Raw genomic sequence first — 23631 nt, 5'->3', positions numbered from 1 at the left:
GCCACCGTGTGCACGCCGCACACGCCCCCCGTCCCGACGTCCCGGCGCGTCGCCGGTACCGCACCACTTCCGGCCCCCGGCCGGCCCTGTCACTGCACGCACGCACGAACGTAGGGCCTGCTCATGGACGTCACGTCGTTCTCCCTGGCCGGCGGACCGCACCCGCAGCGCGGTGTCGGTGTCGTCGCCCCCTTCGACTTCGCCCTGGACCGCGAGCTGTGGCGCTGGGTCCCCGACGACGTCTCCCTGCACCTCACGCGCACGCCGTATGTGCCCGTCGAGGTCAGCCTCGACCTCGCGCGCCTGGTCAGCGAGCACGAGACGCTCGCCGAGGCGGTCCGGGCGCTGACCGCCGCCGAGCCCGAAGTCCTCGCGTACGCCTGCACGTCCGGCAGCTTCGTCGGCGGCGTGGCGGGCGAGCGGGCGATGTGCGAGGCCATGACGCGCGAGGGCGAGGTGGCCGCGGTGACCACCTCCGGCGCCCTCCTGGAGGCCCTCGCCGAGCTGGACGCGCGCCGCATCGCCCTCGTCACGCCGTACACCTGGTCGGTGACGCAGGCCCTGGAGGAGTATCTGGGCGAGGCGGGCGTCTCGGTCGTGGGCCGCGCCTACCTCGGACTCACCCGGCACATCTGGAAGGTGCCCTACCGCGACGTCGCGGACATGGCGCGCCGCGCCGTCCTGCGGCCGGTGGACGCGCTGTTCATCAGCTGTACGAACCTGCCCACGTACGACGTCATCCCGCAGCTGGAAGCGGAGCTGCGGGTGCCGGTCCTCTCGGCGAACCAGGTGACGATGTGGTCGGCCCTGCGACGACTGGGTACGCGTGCGGTAGGGCCTTACCAAGCGCTGATCGACGCGGGCGCGCGGCCGGGCGCGGCGACCCTCGCCCCCCTGGACCCGGCGCTCGGGTCCCCGGCGGGCGGCATCGCGGAGCGTGCGGTGACCGAACCGCCGGCGCCCGGGATGGCGGGACCCGCCGTGGTCGAGCCACGGCCGGGCGGGGTGGCGGAACCGGCGGTGACCGAGCCGCCCGCCCCCGGGCCGGCCGCCCCCGCGGCGCCCCCGGAGGCCCTGCCGGAACCGCCCGCGGGGCCCGGAGCCACGGGCCCCACCCCTGAAGGAGGCTGGACTTGACCGCACTCGGATTCCTCTACCCGGGGCACTCCGCCGAGGACGACTACCCCCGCGTCGAGCAGCTCCTCGGCTCCGACATCCGCCTCCAGGTCGTGCACACCGACATCGGCGAGGACGCCCACCGCGTCGACGCGCTCGTGGAGATGGGGTCGCCCGCGCGGCTCGCCGCCGGGGTCGAGGAGCTGCGCCTCACCGGCGCGGAGGCCGTGGTGTGGGCGTGCACCAGCGGGAGCTTCGTCCTCGGCTGGGAGGGCGCGCACGACCAGGTGCGGGGCCTGGCCAGGGCGGCGGGGCTGCCCGCGTCCTCCACGTCCTTCGCGTTCGCGCACGCGGTACGGGAGCTGGGGGCGGGGCGGGTCGCCGTCGCGGCCACGTATCCCGAGGACGTCGCCGGGTACTTCGCCGCGTTCCTCAAGGCGGCCGGGGTGGACGTGGTGTCCCTGCGGTCCAGTGGCATCGTCACGGCGGCCGAGGTCGGCACGTGGGGGCGGGACGAGGTCCTCGCGCTCGCCCGCGCGGGCGACCACCCCGACGCGCAGGCCGTCCTCCTGCCCGACACGGCCCTGCACACCGCCGCGCACCTCCCCGACCTGGAGGCCGCCCTCGGCAAGCCCGTCCTCACCGCCAACCAGGTCACCGTCTGGGAGGCCCTCCGCCTGGCCTCCCGCCGCGTCAACGCCCCGACCCTGGGGACGCTCTTCACGAAGGAGCCCTTGGTCCAGGCAACGGGGTCCTAGGCCTCGCGGTGCGCCCCGATCCCGCCCCTTCCCGAACAAGGGGGCTGCGCCCCCTCGGACCCCCGTTTGTCGGCGCTCCGCGCCTCGTCCTCAAACGCCGGACGGGCTGGATCTGTCGCCGGTTGCGGCAGATCTTTCAGCCTCTCCGGCGTTTGAGGAGCGGGGTCTGGGGCGGAGCCCCAGTTTCGGGAAGGGGCGGGATTGGGGAAGCCCCCGGCAGGGCCCGGGAATAAACGGAGCCCCCCTCCTGTTACCGCCCTCCGTACGGACGGACGAGGCGGACCGCAGGAGGCCCCAGTGCCAGTGGACATGGACGCGAACGACGGCGGCGGCGACGGCATCCGGGCCGAGCCGAGAGGCACGGCCCCCACGGCCCTGTCCGTCCTGGACCTCGTGACCGTCGGCTCCGGCCGCACCGCCACCGACGCCCTGCGCACCAGCGTCGCCCTCGCCAAGCTCGCCGAGTCCCGCGGCTACCACCGCCACTGGGTGGCCGAGCACCACTCGATGCCGGGCGTGGCCTCCTCGTCCCCGGCCGTGATCCTCGCGCACCTGGCCGCCCACACCACCCGCATCCGCCTGGGCTCGGGCGGCGTCATGCTGCCCAACCACGCCCCGCTCGTCATCGCGGAGCAGTTCGGCACCCTGGAGGCCCTGGCCCCGGGCCGCGTCGACCTCGGCCTCGGCCGGGCCCCGGGCACGGACGGCGCCACCGCGGCGGCCCTGCGCCGCACGGACCGGCTCGGCGAGGGCGCCGACGACTTCCCGCAGCAGCTCGCGGAGCTGACCCGGTTCCTCGACGACGACTTCCCCGACGGCCACCCGTACGCCCGGATCCACGCGGTCCCCGGGCCGGTCCAGGCCACGTCCCCGGGCGGCGTCCAGTCCCGGCACCGCCCGCCGATCTGGCTGCTCGGCTCGTCCGGCTTCAGCGCCCGGCTCGCCGGAGTCCTCGGGCTGCCGTTCGCGTTCGCGCACCACTTCTCCGCGCAGAACACGCTCCCCGCGCTGGACCTGTACCGCGAGTCGTTCCGCCCGTCGGCGCTCCTCGACGCCCCGTACGCCCTCATCGGCGTCTCCGCGCTCGCCACGGACGCCGAGGAGGAGGCGCGCCGCCAGGTCAGGGCCGCCGCCCTCAACATGATCCGGCTGCGCACCGGCCGCCCCGGGCTCGTGCCCACCCCGGACGAGGCGGCCGCGCACCGCTTCACCGAGGCGGAGCGGGACTTCGTGACCAGCTGGAACAGCAACGTCATCCACGGCACGGCCGACCAGGTCCGCGCGGGCCTCGACGACCTCGCCAAGCGCACCGGCGCCGACGAGCTGATGCTCACGGCCAACGCCCACGGCGGCGACATCCGCCTGCGCAGCTACGAACTCATAGCGAACGCCTACGACCTGCCCAAGGCCCCGTAAGGAAGGCCCCCTAGGGGCGCGGGGCTGTGCTGATATGCGGCTCCGCCGCGCGGGCGCGCCCAGCCACGACGAACTCGCAGACGAAGGACGGTCCAGCGCGGCGCGTCCCGGCGAAGCGGGGGTGCCGCCCCTTCACGGGGGTGGGGGCGGCACCCCGCACAGGGCCCCCGCACACGGCGCCCGAGGCGTCACGCCCCGGCGGCAGCAAGCCCCTCCGCCGTAAGGATCTTGGAAATCCGCTCGGCGGCCACGGCCCGGGAGTACAGCCAGCCCTGCCCGGTGTCGCAGCCGATCCTGCGCAGCCGCTCCGCCTGCCCCGAGGTCTCCACGCACTCGGCGGTGACGGTGAGCCCGAGCTGGTGGGCGAGGCGCACCAGGGCCTCGACGATCACCTCGTCGGCGGGGTTGACGTGACCCTCGCCCTCCTCGTACTGGAAGCCCCGGACGAAGGACCCGTCCAGCTTGAGCACGGAGACGGGCAGGCGGCTCAGATAGGCGAGGTTGGAGTAGCCCGTGCCGAAGTCGTCGATCGCGATGCGCACGCCCATGTCGCTCAGCGCCTGGAGGGCCTGGAGCGGGCGCCCGGCGGAGCCCATGACGGCGGACTCGGTGAGCTCCAGCTGGAGCAGCTCGGGCGCGAGCCCGGTCTCGGCGAGGATCTCCGCGACGTCCGCGACGAGGTCGGAGTCCCACACCTGCCGCACGGCGACGTTCACGCTCACGAACACCGGCTCCCGCTCCGGGTGTTCGAGCTGCCAGCGGCGCGCCTGCAGGCAGGCCGTGCGCAGCACCCAGCGGCCCAGCTGCACGATGGACCCGTCTTCTTCAGCAAGTCCGATGAACCGATTCGGCGTGAGCAGACCGAACTGCGGATGATCCCACCGCACCAGCGCCTCCACGCCGCGCAGACCGCCGTCCTCCATGCCCACGAGCGGCTGGTAGTCGAGCACGAACTCGTCGCGCTCGACGGCGGGCCGCAGCGAACTGGCCAGGGCCTGCCGGGTCATGCGGTGCGCGTTGCGCTCGGGGTCGAAGAGCGTCCAGCGGGCCTTGCCGTCGGTCTTCGCCCAGTACAGCGTGGTGTCGGCGGCCTGCATCAGGCCGGTCGTGGTCGTCCCGGCGGCGCGCCGCTCGACGACGCCGATGGACGCCGAGAGGGAAAGGCGCTGCCCGGACAGGTCGAAGGGCTCCTGGAGCGCCCGCAGGGTCGCGTCGGCCAGCTCCGCGAGCTGGTCGGTGCCCGTGGAGTCCTCCACGAGGAGCGCGAACTCGTCCCCGCCGAGCCGCGCCACGAGCGGCGCGGACGTCCTGCCGTACGCGGCCCGGTCGGCGCAGCCGGTCAGGCGCTCGGCCACGGCGGCGAGCAGCCGGTCGCCGACGCGGTGGCCGAGGGTGTCGTTGACCGCCTTGAACCCGTCGAGGTCCAGGTAGCACAGCCCGACGCGGCCCGTGCTCGTGTCGTCGTACGCGCCCGCCTCCAGGGCGGTCGCGAGCCGCTCGAAGAACAGCGCGCGGTTGGGGAGGCGGGTCACCGGGTCGTGCATCTGGAGGTGGCGCAGGCGCGCCTGGAGGTCGCGGCGGGCGCTGATGTCGGCGACGGCGAGCAGCACGGTGCCCGGCGCGTGCCGCTCGTCCGGCAGCGGCGAGACGGTGATCTGCGTCCACAGGGAGTGCCCGTCGGGATGTTTGAGCCGGCGCGTACAGCGCAGCTTGGCCTGGCGGCCGCGGAGCACCTCGTGGTACGCGTGCCAGGCGCGGGCGTCGGACGCCAGGTCCACGAGGTCGGCGGCGACCCGGCCGGGCAGGTCGGCGTGGTCCGCGCCGAGCAGCCCGGCGAACGCCTCGTTGGCGCAGACGACGAGCCCGTCGCGGCCGACGACGGCGAGGGGGAGGGGGGCCGCGGCGAAGGCCGCGCGGTAGTCGGCGATGTGCTGGACGGAGTGCCCGGCCACACCGCATTGATTACGCTCTGTGACGGCAGGCCGGGTACGGCCCGGTGCTGTGACCGCTGTGGCAGTCGGCCCTTCGGACGTTCCGTTCACCGCTTGCTCCCGCAGTGCGATCGATCGAGCAGGTCGATGGGGCCCCTGTTCCTGGCGGGTCTGGGGAGGCGATCGACCGCTCATGTGCGGCCGACGGGGCCCGGAAAGTGTGCCGATCATAGAGGGTGGCCCGCATCGCCTCCAGCCGCCGCACCTCGCGGAAGCGGCCCCGGAGACCGCGGCAGATCGTTTCTGCTCGGCCCGGCCCCGCTTTCTTTCTGCGACGACCGCTTGTGACGGTGAGTGAGCGCCGGGAGTGTCGCCTTCTCGACCATGTTCACTCGGTCAGGTCAGACAAACTGGGCGAAGGTCAACAAATCACCACAGGGTGGGTGGGGTGTCCCGCATTCCGCACCCGGAGGTCGACGTGGAGCGTCAGCTCCCCCCTTGGCGGCTCACCCGTGGCGGGGAGCGGCTGCGCACCACGGCCACGCTGTTCACCTGCCTGACCGCCGTGGCCGCCACGTCCCTGGTCGCGGGCCCCGCGATCGCCCACGGCGCGGCGGGCCCGTGCGCCCTCCGCCGCACGGCCGCGCACCACTCGGAGGGCCTGGACACCTGGAACGCCGCCTATCCGCGGCCCACCCGGAGCCGGGACGCCGTCATGGTCTTCCTGTCGTTCCCGGACTCGCCACCGGTGACGACGCCGGCGGAGCTCGCCGCGGACTACTTCCCCGAGACCAGCGACTTCTTCGCGCGTGCCTCGTACGGGCGGTTCCGGTTGCGCGCGCATCCCCAGTCCGAGTGGATCCCGATGCCCAAGGCGTCCACCGCGTACGCCATAGAGCGCGACTGGAACGCCCAGCGGCGCGCCTCCTATCTGCGGGACGCGCTGGCGGCGGCCGATCCGCACGTGGACTTCTCCGCGTACGACATCGTGTACTTCGTGGCCGATCCGGACGCGCCGGGCGTGGACTCGGACGCGACGAAGGTCGTGAACTTCGACCGGCCGATGCGTGCCGACGGGGCCTCGATCCGGCGCATGGTCACGGTCTTCGAGCGCCATCCACCGGACCGCAACGTCCTCGCGCACGAGACGGGCCACGTCTTCGACCTGCCGGACCTGTACCACCGGCCGACCGACGGCGAGGGCGACTGGGACACGCACGTCGGCGACTGGGACGTCATGGGCAGCCAGTTCGGCCTGGCCCCGGACCTGTTCGGCTGGCACAAGTGGAAGCTGGGCTGGCTCGACCCGCGCCAGGTGGTCTGCGTCCAGGGCGGCGGCCCCCGGCGGCTGACCCTCGAACCCCTGGCGGCGCCCGCCCGCGGCGGCGTCGGCGGCACCAAGCTGGCGGTGGTCCGCACCGGCCGGGGCAGCGCCGTCGCCGTCGAGGCCCGGGGCCCCGCGGGCAACGACCGCGCGACGTGCAGCGAGGGCGTCCTGGTGTACCGGGTCCACAGCGACACGGCGTCGGGCCGGGGCCCCGTCGAGGTGGTGGACGCCCACCCGCGCACCGAGGCGTGCTGGAGCGAGTCGGTCTATCCGCCGCTGGCGGACGCGCCGGTGCGCGCGGGGGAGAGCTTCACGGTGCCGGGCGCCGGGGTCAGGATCGAGGTCGCGGACCGCACCCGGTCCGGCGGCTGGACCGTGGAGATCACCCCGGCCTGAGCCGGTGCCGGTCACGGACAGCAACGAAAAAGGCCCCTCGCGTTTCCGCGAGGGGCCTCATTCTGTCGGTGCGCCGCCAGGGACTCGAACCCCGGACCCGCTGATTAAGAGTCAGCTGCTCTAACCAACTGAGCTAGCGGCGCCTGCTGACGTCGTAGACCTTAGCATCCTGATCGCCGCTGGGAAAAATCGATATACGCACCGCCGTCTCCGCGGCGCCCCGGGCGGCCCGTACACAGGCCCACAGGACCACCTCGGGCCCCGGCAGCCAGGGGCTGCGGGTGTCGGGGCCGACCACCCAGCGTGACCCGCCGCGGTCGCGCTCGTCGCGTGCCAGTGGCGGCACGGTGACGGCGTCCCCGGCGCCGTGGCAGAGCAGCGAGGGCACGGCGGAGCCCCACTCCTCCCAGCGCAGGAGCGAGGGGAGCCGCTGGGCGGTGCCGGGCGCGGCGAAGAGCAGGACGCGGCCCCGGTGCACGGCGACGGGGCCGGAGCCCGGCCCCTCGTGCCAGAGCCGGTCGACCATGCGCCGCCCGAAGACGGCGGGCACGCTCACCACGTCGAAGGCGCTGCCGCAGGACAGCACGGCGGGCTCGTGGGGCCGGGCCCGCCAGTCGGTGAGGACCCTGCGCGGATACGTTTCCGCTGAGGTGAGCCAGGTGGCGCCGTCGGCGGTCACCTCGGCCGCGGAGCCGAACGCGTGGGGCTGCGGGCTGTGGGGGAGGGTGAGGCTCATGGCGACTACGTGTACCGGGAGTGAGTGCCCGGTTCCGCAGGGTTCCCGAAATCCGGGACAGTGGCCGCCCGGGTGGGGTACCGTGCGCCCTCGGCATATGCCAGAGGGTTTGCCGGGGGCAAGGGGGCGGGCGGGCCCGGTGGGGCCCGGATGCCCGCCCGGCAGGGGCCCGGGGCCTACGGCGTGCCCGCCCCGTCCCTGCGCAGCAGGTCCCGGCCGAACTCCACCATCTTCTTGGCGTAGTCCTCGGTCCACTGCGCGCGCTCGGCGATGTCCGCGGCCGTGAGCCGGTCGAACCGCCGCGGATCGGCGAGCTGCGCGGCCGCGATCGCCTGGAACTCCACGGAGCGGTCCGTCGCCGCCCGGAAGGCGAGGGTCAACTCGGTCGCCCGGGACAGCAGTTCGCGCGGGTCCTCGATGGACTCCAGGTCGAAGAAGTGCTCCGGGTCGGCGGCGGCTTCCGCGGGCTCGAAGAGCAACGGCGCGGGGCGCATGCGCTTGCCCTGGGCCTCGGGTTCCGCCATCTTCACGTTCCTTCCCTCGTACGCCACGTGCCGCGACCCATTGTCCCCCGCCCCGCAAGAGGCCGGGGGCTGCGGCCCCGACACCCCCGCCCACGCACGCGGTGCGCGCGTACCGGCACGGCGTGCCCACGCACGCGGTGCGCGTACCGGCGCGGTGGTCAGGGGTGCCAGTGCACCCGGTGCTCGGTCAGGTGGGACCACGTCGTCATCATCGCGTCCCAGCCGTCGGGGCTGTTTCCTTCGGCCGCCTCCGGCGGCGTACTGGACTCCGTCCGGTGGTGGGGCGGTGGTGTGTGGGGTGTGGCACACGGGCTGGTGTCGGTGCGGTGGTCAGGGGTGCCAGTGCACTCGGTGTTCGGTGAGGTGGGACCACGTCGTCATCATCGCGTCCCAGCCGTCGGGGAACTTCACCGTCACGCCCAGGCGTACGGGTTCCGTCGACGGGTGGTCGTCGAGCAGGGAGTCCACCCCGGCCCGGCACACCACCACGCACGCGTGCCGGTGCCGGGAGGTGAGGACGCACAGGCGGCCCGTCTCCAGGTGGAACGCCGTCGCGTCCGGCCGCCCCGACAGCGGGTGGAGCACCACCGTGACGTCGAACTCCCGGCCCTGGAGCCGGTTCGCCGTGTCCACGGTCACGTCCACCACGCCGAGCGCGGCGAGCGCCGCGCGCACCGCCGCCGCCTGGTCGCGGTGCGCCGTGCCCACCGCCACCCGGTCCGCGGTCAGCGGCACCGGCTCCGCGGCCCGCTCCGACGTGGCCGCCCCGCCCCGGTCGAGCAGCCGGCGCACCACCAGGGCGACGGCCCGCACCGCCTCCGGGTCGGTGCGCGGCGTGTGCCGGGCGGGCAGCTCCAGCAGGCCCCAGCCGGAGGCCGCCGCCTCGTCGATCACCCGGTCCGGCCCCGACCCGTCCGAGGGCACCGCGAAGCGCAGGGCCCGGTCCTCGGGGCCCGTACCGCTGCGGAACGGCGTGAACGGATAGAACGCGTCCGACACCAGCGGCGCGGCCGACGCGGGCAGCCGCCACGACACCGGCAGACGGTGCTGCGGCAGCTCGGGGTTGTGCGCGAGCAGCGTGGACACCGCGCTGGCCGACGGGTCGTAGGCCAGCCCGGCCCACTGCTCGGCCTCGGCGATCGCGAACGGGTCCAACTGCCCCGGGTCGCCCACGAACAGCGCCCGCTCGAAGAGACCGGCCACGGCGAGCAGCGCGTCGGACCGCATCTGGTACGCCTCGTCGACGATCGCGTGCCCCCACGGCTCGACGCCCCGCACGTGCGCCCACTTCGCGGCGGTGGACACCACCACGTCGAGGCCCTTCAGCTCGGCGGCCTTGGTGGACTTCCGCACGTTCGCCAGGCCGTCGAGCGCCTTGTCGTACGGGTCGGAGTCGCTGCTGTGCAGGCGCCCCACCGGCAGCTCGGGGTCCTTCTCGGCCAGGCGCAGGACCAGGTCGTCCACCTGCGCGTTCGTCTGCGCGACCACCATCAGGGGCCGCCCCGCCGCGGCCAGTTCGCGTGCGGCCCGCACGACGAGCGTGGACTTGCCCGCGCCCGGCGGCGAGTCCACGACGACGCCGCGGTGCGCGCCCTGGAGCGTGTCGCGCAGGATCGCCTCGGTGGCGCGGGCGGCCGCGGCGCCGGAGTCGAAGGCGGTGGGGGAGGCCGGGGTCACAGGGTGTCCTCCGCGGTCACGGGGTCGGGGGTCTCGGCGGTGGCGTCCGGCGGGCCGCCGTGCGTCCAGGGGGTGTCCTCCGGGTCCGGCAGCTTCGGGCCGCCCCGCTGCTCGTGCTCGAACAGCGTCCAGCACAGCACGTCGCCCGCCTCGGGCACGGAGCCGGGCTCGGGCTCCTTGCCGCGCCCCATCTTGTCCACGATCCGCAGCACCAGCGCCCCGTCCCCCTCGTACGTCACGAAGTGCGCGGTCTGCGGCTTCCCGGCCAGGGAGCGGTACACCTTCACGCCCTCGTCGAGATGCGGCCGGTCGGCCGTGCGCACGGTGACCAGCGGGCGCGGGCGCGGCGACTTGCCCTCGCTGTACGCCGGCACGACCTGGGTGACCTCCCCGGCGAACGCCTCGCCGCGCAGCCGCCGCCCGGCCATCACCAGGGGGTCGTCGAGCGCCTCGTGCGCGTCGAGCCGCGCCTGCTCCCGCTCGCGCGTGGCCAGCTTCTGGGCCGCCGTCACCGCGTCGTCCAGGCGCGGCTGCGGCGGTTCACCGGCGGCGACCCGGTCGCGGTGCGCGGTGAACGACCAGCGGTCGCTCCGCCACCGGTCCTCGGCGTGCGCCGCCTCGGGCAGCGTGCACAGGGCGTCGAGGCCGCGCCACACCGCGTCCCAGGTGGGCCGGGTACGGCTGTCCACCAGGGCGCGGATCTCCCGCTCGGCGGCGGTGAGGCCGGCAAGGCGGGCCTCGGCCGCCGGGCCGTCCTCGGCGGCGGCGAGGGCCGTGCGCGCGCGGTCGTAGGCCTCGATGGCCGGAGCCAGCAGGTCGTTGTCGAACGCCGGGTCGGTGGCCGGGCCCGCGGGCGGGCACAGCAGCTGCCCGGCGGCGTCCCTGGCCAGCTCCGCGCGGAGCGCCGCGGCCCCGCCCGAGGTGCCGTCGGGCGCCTCGATCCAGGCGAGCAGCGCGCCCAGGTGCTGCTCCTCCAGGCTGGACTGGCCCGTCGCCCAGTGCCGCGACAGCAGGTCCGTCATGGCGAGCAGCAGCGCCGAGCCGGGCACCCGGGCGCGCTCCCCGAAGTGCGTCAGCCAGCGGCCGAGCAGCGGCACGCGCGGCGGCGCCGGGTGCGGTGTGTCCGGGTCCTGCTCGGCGGTGCGGCGGAACCGCATGGAGCGGCCGAGGAGCCGGACGAACTCGATGCCCGCACGGCTCGGCACGATCAGCTGGGGCGCGTCCGCGCACAGGTCGACCTCGACCTTGACGCGCTTGCCGGACTCCGGGTCGGTCTCGGTGCGCTCGGCCGCCTCCACGTCGTCGCCGTACGCCTCCACGTACGGCAGCAGCACGTCGGCGAGCTCGGCGAGGAAGGCGAAGCGGAGGTCGCGGTCGCGGGGCTGGGGGACGACGAGCAGCCGCGGGGCCGTGCGCTCGGTGCCGATCAGCGCCCCGAGCGGGGCGCCCGCCTCACCGGCCGTGGTCAGCGGGACGAGGACCAGCGGGCGCTGGGACAGGTGGCGGTGGCGCACCGTGGCCCGGGGCTGCGCCCGCCCGCTGGCCGTGGCCTCCAGCCGCGCGAGGTTGTCGATGAGGGTCATGTGCGGGGCCTCGGGGTCCTTGCGTGCGAAGAGTGGGACATCAAGCCCGTCCGGCGGTTGAGGACGAGGCGCGAAGCGCCGATGGAGCGGGGGCCCAGGGGGCGGCAGCCCCCTGGTTCCGGGAAAGGGGCGGGCTTGGGGCGCACCCGCGAGGCGCTGCCAGCGCCTCGGCCCGCAGCGCCCCCGCGGCCCGCAGCTCGGCCACCACCGGGTCGTCCGGATCCCCGGCTTCCCCCCGGGCCGCCGCGAGGGCCTGCTCCACCGTGGTCAGCGCGCCCAGCTCCCCCCGCAGCGACCGCCCGAGCGCCGTGACCTCCCCCGCGGCACGGGAGCGCGCCCGGCAGTGGAAGGCCAGCTCGCAGGCCGCGAGGCACTCCGGCGCATAGGTCGCGGGCACCGCGTCGACCGCCGCGGTCAGCTCGGCGGCGGGGCGGTTGACGTCGAAGGTCGTGCCCGGCGGAAGCCCCGCCGCGATGTCCTCGACGCGGGTGAGCCGGGACAGCTGGCGGCGGGTGACGGAGAGCTGCTTGCGGATGTCGACCGGGGACGCCGCAGGCAGGTTCGAGAAGTCCTTGGGGCAGACCAGGAGGATCTGGTCGCGCACCCGGGGCGCCGGGCCGTCGAGCCGGGCGGCCAGGTCCTCCAGGGCGAGGGCGTACACCGCCGCCTGCCGGGCGGCCGCGCCCACCTTCGCCGCGTCCGCCGATCCGTCGATCATCGGGAACGACTTGATCTCCACGACCGTCCACGTGCCGTCCGGGGCGACCACCACCGCGTCGGGTTCGAGGAAGGCCGGGGTGCCCGCGACGTCCAGGGCCAGCATGGGGTGGTCCAGGAGCGTCCAGGCCCCGGCCGCCGTGGCCTCGCCCAGGGCGAGCTCCGTGCGGGCCGCGCGGCCCCGCGGGCCCGCCGCCGTGAGGTCCGGCACCCGCGCCTCGCCCGGCACCGGCTCGGGGCCGCCGCCCACGCGCGCGTGCGTGAGCCGGAGCAGCTCCGCGCCGCCGTCCGCCTTGACCCGCGCCTCGAAGGCGTGCCCGCGCATGAACGCGAACTGGGACTGCCCGAACGCCGACGGCGCGCCGAGCGAGCGCGCGAGCTCCGCCTTGGGCACGCCCGCGCCGTCCAGGAGCGCCCGTCTGCGACAGCCCGGGTTCGCCGCGAGCGCGGCGAGGGCGCGGGCGTCGAGCGGCTGCGCCGGTACGTCAGGTCCGCGCAGCTCCGCCAGCCGTCGCCGCAGCGCCGTCCCCGGTGTCGGCGGTGTCGGCGGGGCGGCCTGCCGGTCGTGCGCTCCTCGGGCCGCGGGAGCCGGACTCGGCACCGAGCTTGCGCTGATGGGGAATTCGCTCACCCGCGGAAGTCTGGCATCCGCCACTGACAACCGAGGCGTGTGCGCCGGAAGTGGCGTCCACGGCCCGCCCCGAGGACGCGTCCGCGCCCTTGGCGGACCCGGTGTCCTGGCCGGAACCGGAACCGGAACCGGAACCGGAACCGGAACCGAACCGGTCGGGCAGCGCCGCCGCGACCACGGGCCGCAGCCGCGCCCTGGCCCGCTCCGCGAGCCGCTGGACCGGCTTGACCAGGAGCAGCCCCACGAGCATCACGGCGACGCCCGCGACCGCGTCCAGGAAGTAGTGGTTGGCGGTGCCCATCACGACGATCGTGGTCAGCAGCGGATAGGCGACCGCCGCCGTCTTCGCCACCGGGCCGCGCCCGTACCGCCACAGCATCACGCCGCACCACAGGGACCAGCCGACGTGCAGGCTCGGCATCGCCGCGTACTGGTTGGTCATCCCGCCGAGGCCGCGCGGGGCGCTGGCCTGGCCGCCCCACCAGCCCCAGTCGCTGTACTGCGCCATGGTGTCGACGAACCCGTGGCCGGAGTCGAGGAGGCGCGGCGGACAGGTCGGCATCAGCGAGAAGCCGATCAGGCCGATCAGCGTGGAGACCATCAGCCAGGTGCGGGCCGCGGCGTAGTGCACGGCCCTGCTGCGGAACAGCCAGATCAGGATCAGCGGCGTGACCAGGTAGTGCAGCGACGCGTACCAGAAGTCGGCCGGGACGCCGAGGGAGGCGTGGGCGGTGAACAACCGGTTCAGCGGGTGTTCGAGGTTCAGGTTCACGGCCTTCTCGACCCGCAGGATGGACAGGCCGTGGTCGACGGCCGTGGTCACGTCCCCGCGCGCCAGCAGACGGCCCGCCGAGTAGGCTCCGTAGACCAGCAGGATCAGCGGCAGCTCGGTCCACCAGCGCGGGCGGAGGCCGGGGACACCCCGCGTCCGGTGCCCGGATATGCCGCCGTTGCCGGCGCCCTGTGCCTCGGTGTGCGGCATCCGGTGGGTCCCCCATCTCAGTTCGCGCTGTTCTCGCTCAGTTCTCACGGCGTACGGCCGCTGGGTCACTTTACGGCGTACGCGAAGGCCGACGAGCCATCCCCCTGGTGGTCATAGACGCAGAGATCGGCGCGCGGGTTGCTCATCGCGCGCGTGAGTGATGATGGAAGGAAACAGAAGGGCGCATGAGGGAGCGGACAATCACTTGTCCGCTTTTGTCCCAGTCGATTTCTGACATATCGGTTCGCCTCACTGCTGCCCGCTGCCCCCCGCTCCTCCTCGCATCTCCTTGGGAAGGCTCCTCATGGCACCGCGCATCCTGCTGGCCCGGCACGGACAGACCGAGTGGTCGCTGTCCGGCAAGCACACCGGCAGGACCGACATCCCGCTCCTGGACGAGGGCAGGCGCGGCGCCAAGCTGCTCGGCGAGCGGCTGCACCGGGCGCCCTACGACGGCCTCCCCGGTGTCGAGGTCCGCACCAGCCCGCTGTCCCGCGCGCGGGAGACGTGCGAGATCGCCGGGTTCGGCGACCGGGCCGCGGAGTGGGACGCCCTGATGGAGTTCGACTACGGCGCGTACGACGGCCTGACCCCGGCCGACATCCAGGCGATCCGGCCCGGCTGGTTCATCTGGCGCGACGGCGTGCCGGACGGCGAGACGCTGGCGCAGGTCTCCGCGCGCGCCGACGAGGTGATCGACTGGGCCCGCGGCGCCGACCGGGACGTGCTCGTCTTCGCCCACGGCCACATCCTGCGCGCCATCGGCGCCCGCTGGCTCGGCAACGACATCTCCTTCGCCTCCCGCATCCGCCTCAACCCGACGTCCCTGTCGGTCCTCGGCTGGGCGTACGGGGAGCCCGCGATCGAGTCCTGGAACGAGACCGGGCACCTGGCCGGCTGAGCGGGCGGGCCGTCACCCGCGCGCGCGGGACGCGTGGTGCTCCAGGAAGCCGTTCACCCCTGAGGCGCGCCGGTGCGGGAGCAGCAGGCGCGCGGTGGTGGCGAGCATCCCCTGGATGCGGGACGACTGGACCTCGTCGAGCAGCGCGAGCACCCGCAGGCCCGCCGCCGCCGCCTCGTCCGGGCGGCCCGCGCGGGCCAGGTCGTCGGCGAGCTCGGCGGTGTACAGGGCGATGTTCCGGGTGAACTCGGGCGTCTGCGCCGCCGCCACGTCCGCCGCCCGGTACGCGTGCCGCGAGGCGCGCTCCCAGTGGCCGAGCGCCGACCAGCACTGGGCCTCCAGGCCCGCCAGCTCCGCGGGCCCGTAGAAGGTCATCCACTCCGGGTCCTGCGGGCCGGGGCCCCGGTCGAACAGGGCGTGCGCCTGCGACAGGGCCCGCTCGCAGCCCGCGCGGTCGCCGAGGCCCGCCCAGCCGCCCGCCTCGCGCAGCGCGATCAGGGACAGGAGCCGGGGCGAGGCGACCTGCCGGGCGGCGCGCGCCGCGGCCTGTGCCGCCCGCACCGCCTCGCGCGGGCGTCCGGCGTCGCGCGCGAGGAACGCCGTGTTGCAGAAGGCGTGGGCCTCCAGGGCGGGGTCCCCGGACATCCGGGCCGTCGCGAGCGCCTCCGCGTAGTGCGAGCGGGCGTCGTCGAAGCGGCCCGAGTCGTGCGCCAGCCAGCCCACGGAGATGGCCAGTTCGCCCGCGCCCGTGTACAGCCGGTCCGCCGTGGCCGGGCGTGCGGTACCCGCGTCGAGCAGGGCGTAGGCGGTGCGCAGCGGGGCGGCGGCGCGCCGGTAGAGGCCGTCGGCGCCGTGCCGGTCGTCGAGCAGCCGGATCCTGCGGACCGCCTCCTCCACCGCGTGCACCTCCGCCTCGCCCGCCGTGCGGGGGCGTGGGATCGCGCCCGCCGCGGCTCCGGCGGTGCCGCTCAGGGGCAGGGCCGTCAGGGAGGCGGCCGCCACTGTGGCGGTGCCGCCGGCCATGAATGCGCGACGCCGCACGTCGCTCTCCTCGTCACTGTGGTTCTCTTCGGGGTGCCGGAGCCCGCCCGGGGCGGGGACGCGGCCCGGGCCGTGCGCCGTGGGCGCGTCGGAGTCGGTGCGCGCCCCCCGGCCGCGCACCGCCGCGCGCGGTGCGAAGCCGAGGTCCGTCAGCGTCCGGCCGGGGAACATGTGCAGGAACACCCGTTCGTACGCGTAGTTGGGGCAGCGGATCTCGCCCGCCTCGACGCGGCCGACGTACCGCGCGTCGCAGCTGACCCGCTCGCCGATCTCGCGCGCGGCCCGCCGCACCAGGGCCGCGAACTCGCCCGGTGAGCGCTGCCCGCGCAGCCGCCGGAAGGCGAGGTTCGGCCGCGACGGCGGGGTGGACGAGGCCGTGGAAGACGACGCCATGCCGGATCCTCTCGTGGGGACCGAGGCCCTCTCGTGGGGGGACCGTGCCGACGAACCGCCGGAGTCCCGCGCCGCGCGTCCCGCCCCCGCGCTGCCCCGTGGTCCGGCCGTGTCCCGGCGGAGCAAGAAAGTACCCTCTGTGACCCCGAGACGACGTGGAGTTTGGCTACAAACCGGATATCTCATCCGTGATCTGCCATGAACTGCCATCCTTTGCGGCGGCGTGGCGCCGTAGCCGTTGACGCGGTGGCGCGTTGAACCAGTGCGGAGAGGGAGCGAAGCGGCTTCCGCCCTGGCGAGGAGGGGTTCCCTTGTTGGAGGTCGGCATGGAGAACAGCGAATCTGGGGGCTCACTGACCACGGCGCGGCACCGGCCGAGCCAGGACCGCAGTGCCGGACCCGGCGGCGGCGAGCCGTGCGGCCCCGCCCATCCCGGGCCCCGGGGCCACGAGCCGTACGCACGTCACGCCCCGTCCGCCCCGCACACCGCACACACCGCACACACCCCGTACAACCCCCACGCCCCGTACGCTCCGTACGGCGTCGACCCCGGTCACGAGCACTGCGACCTGGTGACCGTGCCCGCGCGACAGGGCCTCGAAGCCGTCGACATCCTGCGCCGGGGCGCCGGGGACGAGGCCGTGGGGCCCGTCCTGCACGACGGCGGCTGCGACACCCTCGGCTTCCTGGTGCCGCCCGGCACGGCCGCCGCGTGGGACCTGCCGGGCAGCGCCTGTACGCAGACCTTCGCCGGGCCCGGCACCGACGTCCGGGACCCGACGCCCCCGCCCCCGGTCGCCGGCACGGGCTGGCTGGTACCGCCCCGCCCGACGGAGCCGGTGACGGACCCCGCGGCCCTCCGCGCCGCCCTCGGCGAGGCCCAACGCATCATCGAGGCGGCGGACAACTGCCGCTGAGCCCTGCCGGGGTGGCCAGCCGTTGATCGGCCTTCGGCCTCGTCCTCAAACGCCGGACGGGCTGAAAGTCTCCGGTGCGGGCCGCATCTCGTCCGCGGACCGCGGACCAGTCCCGGCCCGCAGGCGAGATGCGGCGCGCAGCGGCACCATTCAGCCCGTCCGGCGTTTGAGGACGAGGCGCGGAGCGCCGATAAGGGCCGGGGCCCGGGGGCGGCCAGCCCCCGGTTCGGGGAGGGGTGGGCCTGGGGCGCACCGCGCGAGCGGCACACCGCGGCCCCGGCGATAATGGCCCGATGGCAAGGAACAGGCGGAGCCGCGACGCGGCGCGGGAAGCGGTGGTCGAAGAGGTCGACGGCGGCCTCGCCGAACTGCTGCCCGACCGCGACCGCCCCCACGCCTGGACCCTCGTCATCGACGGCGCACCCCAGTCCCACGTCGACCTCGACGACCCCGCCCACCTCGACTTCGAGTACCAGCGCAGGCTCGGCCACATCGCCGACCTCGCCGCCCCGCCCGGCACCCCCCTGCACGTGCTGCACCTCGGCGGCGGCGCCTTCACCCTCGCCCGCTACGTCGCCGCGACCCGCCCCCGCTCCACCCAGCAGGTCGTCGAGCGCGACACCGCCCTCGTGAGCCTGGTGCGCCGCGTGCTGCCGCTCGACCCGCAGGCACGCGTGCGCGTGCGCGGAGCCGACGCCCGCGAGGGACTCGCCAAGGTGCCGGACGGCTGGGCGGACCTGGTGATCGCCGACGTGTTCAGCGGCGCCCGCACCCCCGCGCACCTGACGTCCGTGGAGTTCCTCGGCGACGTGCGCCGCGTCCTGAAGCCCGAAGGGCACTACGCCGCCAACCTCGCCGACGGCCCGCCGCTCGGCTATCTGCGCGGCCAACTCGCCACCGCCGCCGCCGTCTTCCCCGAGCTCGCGCTCGTCGCCGACCCCGCCGTGCTGCGCGGCAAGCGCTTCGGCAACGCCGTGCTCCTCGCCTCCGCGCGCCCCCTGCCCCTCGCCGAACTCACCCGGCGCAGCGCGAGCGACCCGCACCCGGCGCGCGTCGAACACGGGCGCGCCCTCCTCGACTTCGGCGGCGGGGCGGCCGCCGTCACCGACGCGAGCGCGGTGGCCTCGCCCGCGCCGCCGCCCTCCGTCTTCCGCTGAGTCGCTGAGTCGCTGAGTGGTGGGGCCGCTGAGCCGTGGGGCCGCGGCTCAGTACGTGGTGACGTCGACCCGTGGCGCGTGGTCGTGCCAGGTGCAGAACACCGAGACGCGGTCCGCGCCCGACGTGAACTCCACCCGGATCCACGCCGGGGCCTTCCACACCCGCATCGACCAGCCCGTCGCGGGCGACGCGGAGACCAGCGTGGCGGTGTCCCCGCCGAGGTCGAACACGACCCGGCCGCCTTCGGTGGGGTAGGTCTTCACCCGGCCGGCCGCGGGTCCGGCGGGAGGGGACGTCCGGGGAGCAGGAGCGCGCGCCGCGGGCGGCTCGCGCGACGGCTCGGGGGCGGCCGGGGGCCGCGCGGGCCCCGACGACCGCGCGCCGGGCTCCGGCTCGGGCCGGTGCGTGGACGACGACACCGTGCGCTCCGGGTGCTCCGCCGCGAGCGGCAGCGCGCGCGGCGGATCGTAGGCCGTGCCCGCCATCACGGTGTGCACGCCCCACCACGACAGGGTGACCGCCACACCCGTGGCGAGCGACCACGCGCCGGCGTGCAGGAGAGCTCTGCGCATAGCGCGCCATGGTGCCCCACCACCACCCCGGTGGCCACATCTCCCGCGCCCCGTAAGGGACATGACGCCCATGTCCGGGCCAAAAGTCCCACGGGGCACCGGCACCGTCCGCATGGCGTACGGTGCCGCCCATGGCTCGTGTGCTCGTCGTCGAGGACGACCAGTTCGTCCGCTCGGCCCTCATCCGGTATCTGTCCGACGCCTCCCACACCGTACGGAGCGTCGGCACCGCCCTGGAGGCCCTGCGGGAGGTCGCCCACTTCCGGTTCGACGTGGTGATCCTCGACCTCGGCCTGCCCGACCTCGACGGCGCCGAGGCGCTCAAGATGCTGCGCGGCGTCACCGACGTACCCGTGATCGTGGCGACCGCGCGCGACGACGAGGCGGAGATCGTCCGGCTCCTCAACGACGGCGCCGACGACTATCTGACCAAGCCCTTCTCCGTCGAGCACCTGTCCGCGCGCATGACCGCCGTGCTGCGCCGCGCCCGCGGCTCGGGGGCGTCACCGGCGAGCCGGGTGCTGCGCGTCGGCGGCCTCGCCATCGACCCGCTGCGCCGCCGGGCACAGCTGGACGGCGCGCCGCTCGACCTGACCCGGCGCGAGTTCGACCTGCTCACGTTTCTCGCCGGGCGGCCCGGCGTCGTCGTGGCGCGCAGGGAACTCCTCGCCGAGGTCTGGCAGCAGAGCTACGGCGACGACCAGACCATCGACGTCCACCTCTCCTGGCTGCGCCGGAAGCTGGGCGAGACCGCCGCGCGCCCCCGCTATCTGCACACCCTGCGGGGCGTCGGGGTGAAACTGGAGCCGCCGCTGTGACGGCGGCGGGCGGCGCCCCCGGGGAGCCCGCGCCATGAGGTGGGCCCTGGTGAAGGTGTGCCTGGCCGTCACGACGATGGTCGCGGCCGCCTTCGCCGTCCCGCTGGGCCTCGTCATCCAGGAGATGGCCCGCGACCGCGCCTTCTCCGCCGCCGAACGGCACGCCGCCGGCATGGGCCCCACGCTGTCCATCACCACCGACCGCGCCGAGCTCACCCGGGCCGTCGCCACCTCCGAGGCGGGCGGCGAGGGGCGCATGGCCGTCCACGTCCCGGCCGTCGGCACGCACCCCGCGCTGGCCATCGGCGACCGCCGCGCCCACCCCCACGACGTCGCCGCGACGCGCGCACAGGGCCGGGCCAGGACCGTCGCCGTGCCCGGTGGCTACGCGCTGCTCCAGCCCTTCGCCATCGGCTCCGGAGGGATCGCCGTGGTCGAGATCCACGTGCCGGAGAGCGAGGTCAGCAAGGGCGTGACCACGGCCTGGCTGGTGCTCGCGGGCGTCGGGGTCGGTCTCGTCATCGGCTCGGTGGCCGTCGCGGACCGGCTCGGCGTCCGCATGGTCCGGCCCGCGAGACGCCTGGTCGGCGCCGCCCGCGACCTGGGCGAGGGCAGGCTCACCGCGCGGGTGCCGGAGGACGGGCCCACCGAACTGCGCCTGGCCGCCGTGGCGTTCAACTCGATGGCCGACCAGGTCGTCCACCTCCTCGCCAACGAGCGGGAGCTGGCCGCCGACCTGTCGCACCGCCTGCGCACCCCGCTGACCGTGCTGCGGCTCAACGCGGCCTCCCTCGGCGACGGGCCCGCCGCCGAACAGACCCGCGTCGCCGTGGAGAAGCTGGAGCGCGAGGTCGACACGATCATCCGCACCGCCCGCGAGGCCAAGCCGCGCACGGCCGCCGGCGGCACCGGCGCGGGCTGCGACGCCGCCGAAGTGATCCGCGAGCGCATGGAGTTCTGGTCGGCGCTCGCCGAGGACGAGGGGCGCGAGGCGCGCGTCGCGGGCGTGGAGCGGCCCGTGTGGATACCGGTGGCGCGGGCCGATCTGGTCGCCGCGCTCGACGCGCTGCTCGGCAACGTCTTCCGGCACACCCGGGAGGGCGCGGCGTTCGCCGTGGACGTGCACAGCGGCGAGGACGCGGTGATCGTGCTCGTCTCCGACGCGGGCGACGGCATCACCGACCCCCAGGCCGCCCTCGCCCGCGGCGGCTCCGGCGGCACGGGCGGGCCGAGCGGCACCCAGGGCCCGGACGGCGCGATCGGGTCGACGGGGCTCGGCCTCGACATCGCGCGCCGCCTGGCCGAGTCGACCGGCGGCGACGTACGGATCGGCCGCTCGGTCCTCGGCGGCACGGAGGTGCGGCTCTGGCTCCAGCGGGCGGCCGTCCGGCCGGGGGAGAGGCGGCGTCGACGCCGTGCCCCGGCACGTTAGGCCTCCGCTGGTTGCCGCTGGTTGCCGCTGGTTGCCGCGGGCTTAACCACCCCCGATGCCTTCCTTAAGTCCGGCATAAGGGCTGCTTCGGCGCCCCGGAGCAGGGCTAACGTGCTGCACGGATCCCCCCACGGGAACGCGTGCCCCGGCCACCCCCCTCCGGCCGGGGCACGCATCCGTTCACCCCTCGGCCACGGCCCGCGGCAGCTCACCGCTCGCCGCGACCTTCGCGTACCAGCGGGCGCTCGACTTGGGCGTGCGCCGCTGCGTCTCGTAGTCGACGTACACCGCGCCGAAGCGCTTGCTGTAGCCGTACGCCCACTCGAAGTTGTCCATGAGCGACCACAGGAAGTAGCCCCGGACGTCGGCGCCCTCCCGGATCGCCGCGTGTACGGCGGACAGGTGTCCGTGCAGGTAGCGCACCCGGTCGGGGTCGTGGACGGCGCCGCCCTCGGGCTTGTCGTCGTAGGCGGCGCCGTTCTCCGTCACATAGAGCGGAACCCCGGGGGCCTGAGCGGTGTATTCGAGGAGGAGGTCCTTCAGTCCCGTGGGATCCACCGGCCAGTCCATGGCGGTGAGTTCGCCGGGCGCGCGGTGGAAGGAGACCAGGGAGTCCGCGCCCGGCCAGGGGGAGTGGTCGCCGCCCCCGTGCCCGTCGTGGCGCGGGGCACCGGAGGGCGAGGCGGCCGACACGACGGCGGGGGAGTAGTAGTTGATGCCGAGGAAGTCCAGCGGCTGCCGCGTGACGTCCAGGTCGCCGTCGCGCACGAAGGCCCAGTCCGTGACCCGCGCGGTGTCCGCGAGCAGATCGTCGTCGTACGCGCCGCGCAGCATCGGCCCGGTGAAGACCCGGTTGGCGAGCGCGTCGATCCGGCGCCGCGCGTCCAGATCGGCGGGCGAGGAGGTGAGCGGGCGCACCGCGCTCGGATTGAGGCTCACCCCGATCCGGGCCCGCGCGGGCAGGGCCGCGCGCAGCGCCCGGGCACCGAGACCGTGCGCGAGGTTGAGGTGGTGGGCCGCGCGCAGGGCGGCCGCGGGGTCGGTGCGCCCGGGGGCGTGCACCCCCGAGCCGTAGCCCAGGAAGGCGCTGCACCAGGGCTCGTTGAGGGTCGTCCACAGCTCCACGCGGTCACCGAGCGCCCCGGCGACGATCCCGGCGTACTCCGCGAAGCGCTCGGCGGTGTCCCGCTCCGGCCAGCCGCCGCCCGCCGGGCCCCCGCCGGGCAGCCCCGATTCGAGCTCCTGGGGCAGGTCCCAGTGGTAGAGCGTGACCATCGGCGTGATGCCGTGCGCGAGCAGCTCGTCGACCAGCGCGCGGTAGAAGTCGAGGCCGCGCCGCGCGGCGGGCCCGCGCCCGGTGGGCTGCACCCGGGGCCAGGACACCGAGAAGCGATAGGCCTTGAGCCCGAGGTCCGCCAGGAGCCGCACGTCCTCGCGCCACCGGTGGTAGTGGTCGCAGGCGACGTCCCCGGTGTCCCCGCCGAGCACCTTGCCCGGCGTATGGCTGAAGGCGTCCCAGATCGACGGGGTCCTGCCGTCCTCCCGCGCGGCCCCTTCGATCTGGTACGCGGCGGTCGCGGCACCCCACAGGAAGCCGGGGGGAAACCGCAGGTTCGCATCGGGCATGGAAGCGCTCCCAGGATTCGTACGGATGGAGGAGTGGCGGGAGGGCGGGGCGCGGGCTCACCCCTTGACGGCGCCCTGCATGATCCCGCCCACGATCTGCTTGCCGAACAGGACGAAGGCGAGGAGCAGCGGCAGCGTGCCGAGCAGCGCGCCCGCCATGATCACGGACTGGTCGGGGATCTGCCCCCGGCCGAGCCCGGCGAGGGCGACCTGCACGGTGGGCTCGCCGCCCTGGGTGAGCGCGATGATCGGCCAGAAGAAGTCGTTCCACGCCATGACGAAGGTCAGCATGGACAGGACGGCCATCGCGGGCCGCGCCGCGGGGAAGACCACGTGCCAGATCAGGCGCAGGCTGCTCGCCCCGTCCACCCGCGCCGCCTCGATCAGCTCGGTGGGCAGCGCCTCGATGAGGTACTGCCGCATGAAGAACACCCCGAAGGCGCTGACCAGCGTCGGCAGGATCACCGACTGCAGCTGGTCGGTCCACCCGAACTCGGCGATCATCATGAACAGCGGTACGACACTGAGCTGCGGCGGCACCAGCATCGTGCCGATCACCAGAAGCAGCAGCAGACCGCGGAAGCGGAACCGCAGCTTGGCGAAGGCGAAGCCCGCGAGGGTGGAGAAGAGCACCGTGCCGATGGTGATCGTGCCCGCCACCACCAGCGTGTTCAGCAGGGCGGTGCCCATGTTGGCGTCGGTCCAGGCGATCTCGAGGTTCTTGAAGAGATTCCCGCCGAACCAGAACGGCGGCGGTGTCTGGGCGAGCCGCGTATTGGTCCGGGACGCGGCGATCGCCGTCCACACCAGCGGGAAGAGCGACCCGATGGTGAAGAGCACCAGGACGGCGTACGTCAGCTTCCCGCCGTGCAGCTGCCGTCCGGCGCCGCGCTTCCCCGGGCCGCGCCCGCGCCGCGTCGGACCGGGCCCGGGCCCGCCGGTGCGCGGCGCGCGGCGCGTCTGCGTCACTTCGGTCATG

Annotated in this window: 20 protein-coding genes and 1 tRNA gene; 9 read left to right on the top strand and 12 right to left on the bottom strand. The window is 75.0% G+C overall.

The genetic code is table 11. The features are described 5' to 3' along the window. The first annotated feature begins 123 nt into the window (after window positions 1-123). The 3 genes from C9F11_RS15685 (at window position 124) to C9F11_RS15670 (ending at window position 3290) form a co-directional block, all read left to right on the top strand. Window positions 124-1137 (top strand): aspartate/glutamate racemase family protein, encoded by a 1014-nt coding sequence (locus C9F11_RS15685; protein WP_138959882.1) that lies wholly within the window; start codon window positions 124-126, stop codon window positions 1135-1137. Then, window positions 1134-1874, top strand: coding sequence for an aspartate/glutamate racemase family protein (locus C9F11_RS15680; protein WP_138959881.1), 741 nt, complete (start codon window positions 1134-1136; stop codon window positions 1872-1874). Before C9F11_RS15685 ends, C9F11_RS15680 begins: the two co-directional genes overlap by 4 nt. A gap of 309 nt (window positions 1875-2183) precedes the next feature. After that, the gene (locus C9F11_RS15670; RefSeq protein WP_138966539.1) at window positions 2184-3290 is read left to right on the top strand and encodes an LLM class flavin-dependent oxidoreductase; all 1107 of its coding nucleotides are present in this window, start codon (window positions 2184-2186) and stop codon (window positions 3288-3290) included. 188 nt (window positions 3291-3478) lie between these two features. On the opposite strand, the gene C9F11_RS15665 is transcribed toward C9F11_RS15670, so the two are convergent. Next, window positions 3479-5332, bottom strand: coding sequence for an EAL domain-containing protein (locus tag C9F11_RS15665; RefSeq protein WP_138959879.1), 1854 nt, complete (start codon window positions 5330-5332; stop codon window positions 3479-3481). Window positions 5333-5669: 337 nt separating this feature from the next. Here C9F11_RS15665 and C9F11_RS15660 point away from each other — a divergent pair, with 337 nt between their 5' ends. Next, complete coding sequence (locus C9F11_RS15660; protein WP_138959878.1) at window positions 5670-6944, top strand: M6 family metalloprotease domain-containing protein; 1275 nt, start codon at window positions 5670-5672, stop codon at window positions 6942-6944. 69 nt (window positions 6945-7013) lie between these two features. Here C9F11_RS15660 and C9F11_RS15650 read toward each other — a convergent pair. The 7 genes from C9F11_RS15650 to C9F11_RS15620 all read right to left on the bottom strand — a co-directional run bounded on the left by C9F11_RS15650 (window position 7014) and on the right by C9F11_RS15620 (window position 13794). Then, window positions 7014-7087, bottom strand: a tRNA-Lys gene (locus tag C9F11_RS15650). Beyond that, window positions 7078-7680: a bifunctional DNA primase/polymerase gene (locus C9F11_RS15645; protein WP_138959877.1), complete on the bottom strand. Its 603-nt coding sequence runs from the start codon at window positions 7678-7680 to the stop codon at window positions 7078-7080. Before C9F11_RS15645 ends, C9F11_RS15650 begins: the two co-directional genes overlap by 10 nt. Window positions 7681-7856: 176 nt before the next feature. Continuing rightward, complete coding sequence (locus tag C9F11_RS15640) at window positions 7857-8204, bottom strand: hypothetical protein (RefSeq protein ID WP_138959876.1); 348 nt, start codon at window positions 8202-8204, stop codon at window positions 7857-7859. A 330-nt stretch (window positions 8205-8534) separates the two neighbouring features. Then, a complete protein-coding gene (locus C9F11_RS15635) occupies window positions 8535-9881 on the bottom strand; it encodes an AAA domain-containing protein (RefSeq protein ID WP_138959875.1) in 1347 nt (448 codons plus the stop codon). Then, entirely contained in the window at window positions 9878-11464 is a 1587-nt protein-coding gene (locus C9F11_RS15630; protein ID WP_138959874.1) for a hypothetical protein, read from the bottom strand. Before C9F11_RS15630 ends, C9F11_RS15635 begins: the two co-directional genes overlap by 4 nt. Window positions 11465-11504: 40 nt before the next feature. After that, complete coding sequence (locus tag C9F11_RS15625; protein ID WP_249402183.1) at window positions 11505-12701, bottom strand: hypothetical protein; 1197 nt, start codon at window positions 12699-12701, stop codon at window positions 11505-11507. Further along, window positions 12667-13794 (bottom strand): phosphatase PAP2 family protein, encoded by a 1128-nt coding sequence (locus C9F11_RS15620; protein ID WP_138959873.1) that lies wholly within the window; start codon window positions 13792-13794, stop codon window positions 12667-12669. The genes C9F11_RS15625 and C9F11_RS15620 overlap by 35 nt, the downstream gene beginning before the upstream one ends. Window positions 13795-14098: 304 nt before the next feature. Between C9F11_RS15620 and C9F11_RS15615 the strand changes: the two genes are divergently transcribed. After that, on the top strand, window positions 14099-14695 hold the full coding sequence (locus tag C9F11_RS15615) for a histidine phosphatase family protein (RefSeq protein ID WP_138959872.1): 597 nt from the start codon (window positions 14099-14101) through the stop codon (window positions 14693-14695). 12 nt (window positions 14696-14707) lie between these two features. Here the strand turns inward: C9F11_RS15615 and C9F11_RS15610 are convergent, their stop codons facing one another. Then, window positions 14708-16129, bottom strand: coding sequence for a tetratricopeptide repeat protein (locus tag C9F11_RS15610; protein ID WP_138959871.1), 1422 nt, complete (start codon window positions 16127-16129; stop codon window positions 14708-14710). Window positions 16130-16698: 569 nt separating this feature from the next. Here C9F11_RS15610 and C9F11_RS15605 point away from each other — a divergent pair. Beyond that, window positions 16699-17046 carry a hypothetical protein gene (locus C9F11_RS15605; protein WP_138966537.1) on the top strand — a complete coding sequence of 116 codons (348 nt, stop codon included), beginning with the start codon at window positions 16699-16701 and terminating at the stop codon, window positions 17044-17046. Window positions 17047-17339: 293 nt separating this feature from the next. Continuing rightward, window positions 17340-18203, top strand: a complete 864-nt coding sequence (locus tag C9F11_RS15600; RefSeq protein ID WP_138959870.1) for a fused MFS/spermidine synthase — start codon at window positions 17340-17342, stop codon at window positions 18201-18203. Between the two features lie 48 nt (window positions 18204-18251). Here C9F11_RS15600 and C9F11_RS15595 read toward each other — a convergent pair whose 3' ends face one another. After that, entirely contained in the window at window positions 18252-18776 is a 525-nt protein-coding gene (locus tag C9F11_RS15595; RefSeq protein WP_138959869.1) for a hypothetical protein, read from the bottom strand. Between the two features lie 131 nt (window positions 18777-18907). Between C9F11_RS15595 and C9F11_RS15590 the strand changes: the two genes are divergently transcribed. Next, window positions 18908-19594, top strand: coding sequence for a response regulator transcription factor (locus C9F11_RS15590; protein ID WP_171075743.1), 687 nt, complete (start codon window positions 18908-18910; stop codon window positions 19592-19594). A 34-nt stretch (window positions 19595-19628) separates the two neighbouring features. Next, window positions 19629-21026 (top strand): HAMP domain-containing sensor histidine kinase, encoded by a 1398-nt coding sequence (locus C9F11_RS15585; RefSeq protein WP_138959868.1) that lies wholly within the window; start codon window positions 19629-19631, stop codon window positions 21024-21026. 180 nt (window positions 21027-21206) lie between these two features. On the opposite strand, the gene C9F11_RS15580 is transcribed toward C9F11_RS15585, so the two are convergent. Both C9F11_RS15580 and C9F11_RS15575 read right to left on the bottom strand, forming a co-directional pair. Beyond that, window positions 21207-22652: a GH1 family beta-glucosidase gene (locus tag C9F11_RS15580; protein WP_138959867.1), complete on the bottom strand. Its 1446-nt coding sequence runs from the start codon at window positions 22650-22652 to the stop codon at window positions 21207-21209. 57 nt (window positions 22653-22709) lie between these two features. Further along, the gene (locus tag C9F11_RS15575) at window positions 22710-23630 is read right to left on the bottom strand and encodes a carbohydrate ABC transporter permease (protein WP_138959866.1); all 921 of its coding nucleotides are present in this window, start codon (window positions 23628-23630) and stop codon (window positions 22710-22712) included. Window position 23631 lies beyond the last annotated feature (1 nt).

The sequence above is a fragment of the Streptomyces sp. YIM 121038 genome, from assembly GCF_006088715.1.
Taxonomy (GTDB): domain Bacteria; phylum Actinomycetota; class Actinomycetes; order Streptomycetales; family Streptomycetaceae; genus Streptomyces.
The sequence above is the reverse complement of the archived record's forward strand: the minus strand, read 5'-3'. Positions and strand labels throughout refer to the sequence as shown.

Excerpts from the sequence above, each read along its gene's own strand:
- C9F11_RS15685 (WP_138959882.1), top strand. The coding sequence starts at position 124 with ATGGACGTCACGTCGTTCTCCCTGGCCGGCGGACCGCACCCGCAGCGC.
- C9F11_RS15670 (WP_138966539.1), top strand. The coding sequence starts at position 2,184 with ATGGACGCGAACGACGGCGGCGGCGACGGCATCCGGGCCGAGCCGAGA.
- C9F11_RS15645 (WP_138959877.1), bottom strand. The coding sequence starts at position 7,680 with ATGAGCCTCACCCTCCCCCACAGCCCGCAGCCCCACGCGTTCGGCTCC.
- C9F11_RS15640 (WP_138959876.1), bottom strand. The coding sequence starts at position 8,204 with ATGGCGGAACCCGAGGCCCAGGGCAAGCGCATGCGCCCCGCGCCGTTG.
- C9F11_RS15630 (WP_138959874.1), bottom strand. The coding sequence starts at position 11,464 with ATGACCCTCATCGACAACCTCGCGCGGCTGGAGGCCACGGCCAGCGGG.
- C9F11_RS15620 (WP_138959873.1), bottom strand. The coding sequence starts at position 13,794 with ATGCCGCACACCGAGGCACAGGGCGCCGGCAACGGCGGCATATCCGGG.
- C9F11_RS15615 (WP_138959872.1), top strand. The coding sequence starts at position 14,099 with ATGGCACCGCGCATCCTGCTGGCCCGGCACGGACAGACCGAGTGGTCG.
- C9F11_RS15610 (WP_138959871.1), bottom strand. The coding sequence starts at position 16,129 with ATGGCGTCGTCTTCCACGGCCTCGTCCACCCCGCCGTCGCGGCCGAAC.
- C9F11_RS15600 (WP_138959870.1), top strand. The coding sequence starts at position 17,340 with ATGGCAAGGAACAGGCGGAGCCGCGACGCGGCGCGGGAAGCGGTGGTC.
- C9F11_RS15595 (WP_138959869.1), bottom strand. The coding sequence starts at position 18,776 with ATGCGCAGAGCTCTCCTGCACGCCGGCGCGTGGTCGCTCGCCACGGGT.
- C9F11_RS15590 (WP_171075743.1), top strand. The coding sequence starts at position 18,908 with ATGGCTCGTGTGCTCGTCGTCGAGGACGACCAGTTCGTCCGCTCGGCC.
- C9F11_RS15585 (WP_138959868.1), top strand. The coding sequence starts at position 19,629 with ATGAGGTGGGCCCTGGTGAAGGTGTGCCTGGCCGTCACGACGATGGTC.
- C9F11_RS15580 (WP_138959867.1), bottom strand. The coding sequence starts at position 22,652 with ATGCCCGATGCGAACCTGCGGTTTCCCCCCGGCTTCCTGTGGGGTGCC.
- C9F11_RS15575 (WP_138959866.1), bottom strand. The coding sequence starts at position 23,630 with ATGACCGAAGTGACGCAGACGCGCCGCGCGCCGCGCACCGGCGGGCCC.